The organism is Kitasatospora sp. NPDC059817 (assembly GCF_042731835.1).
GTDB lineage: Bacteria > Actinomycetota > Actinomycetes > Streptomycetales > Streptomycetaceae > Kitasatospora.
On sequence record NZ_JBHWIR010000288.1, the window covers coordinates 1 to 950 of the forward strand.

Consider the following 950-nt stretch of genomic DNA (forward strand, 5'->3'; position numbering starts at 1 on the left):
GCGCGGACATTTGCGCGGGGGCGGTGGGCGAGGCGGGCGCGGTGGGTGAACTGGCGGCGGGGGCGGGTGGGTGCGTCGCGGAGGCCGGGGGCCGCCCCGGGCACCACGTCGCCGACGGCCCGGACGGGGGGCGCCGTCGCCGTCCAGCCGAATCCGGCCGGCACCTGGACGGCGGTCGCGGGGCCCTCGGCGCTGTCGGAGACGGACAACCGGTGGACGGTCAGCTCGCCGTTGGACCGGTCGCCGAAGGCGACGATCACGCCGACCACGGTCAACGGCGCGGCGGCCGAGCCGAGCGGGGCGTCGACCAGCGTGGTCAGCGAGGCCGAGACCTTGGCGTCGCCGGTCAGCGGGAGCGTGCCCAGCGAGACCTTGTGGATCATGCCGAAGCGGTCGCGCAGCAGCAACCTGGCCTCCGGGTGAAGCGACGGACGGGTACTGCCGCCGGGCGTCCCGGCCTGCTGCTCCGGCTGCTGGACGGTGACCTCCGCGTCGATCCGCAGCGGGTGGCCGGGCAGTTCCAGGCCGGCCGACGGCCCGGTGGGGGCGGGCTGGGCGAGCGACCCGAACAGGTCCTCGCGGGTGCGCCCGCCGAGCAGGTCGGCGCGGACCGGGACGCGCTCGGCGAAGGCGGAGGTGTCCACGGCGAGCAGTTGGCCCTTGCCGTTGGGCAGGGACTGGTCCTCACGCACCACCGGGACGATCCGGTCACCGCCGGGCAGCGCGCCGTAGCGGCCGCCCTGGCCCATCAGGGCGTTGTGCGAGGCGGAGATCCGCAGGCCGCCGCCCGTGTTGAAGGCGGCCTGGTCACGCTGGGAGGCGGTCCAGGTGGCGGGGGGGGGGCGGGCCCCCCCCCCCGGGGGCCCCGCGCTCACCAGGAGAAGCACCGGGCCCGTGGGGCGGGGGGGGCGACGGGCCCCCTGCCACCCCACCAGGGGCGGGGCCTGGGC

The 950-nt window shown here is 78.0% G+C and carries 1 protein-coding gene; it reads right to left on the bottom strand.

The window, feature by feature from the left end; genetic code table 11:
- Positions 1–749, bottom strand: a 749-nt coding sequence (locus ACFV61_RS33425) for a hypothetical protein (protein ID WP_380495810.1), incomplete at its 3' end; no start/stop codon positions are given.
- Between the last annotated feature and the right edge of the window lie 201 nt (positions 750–950).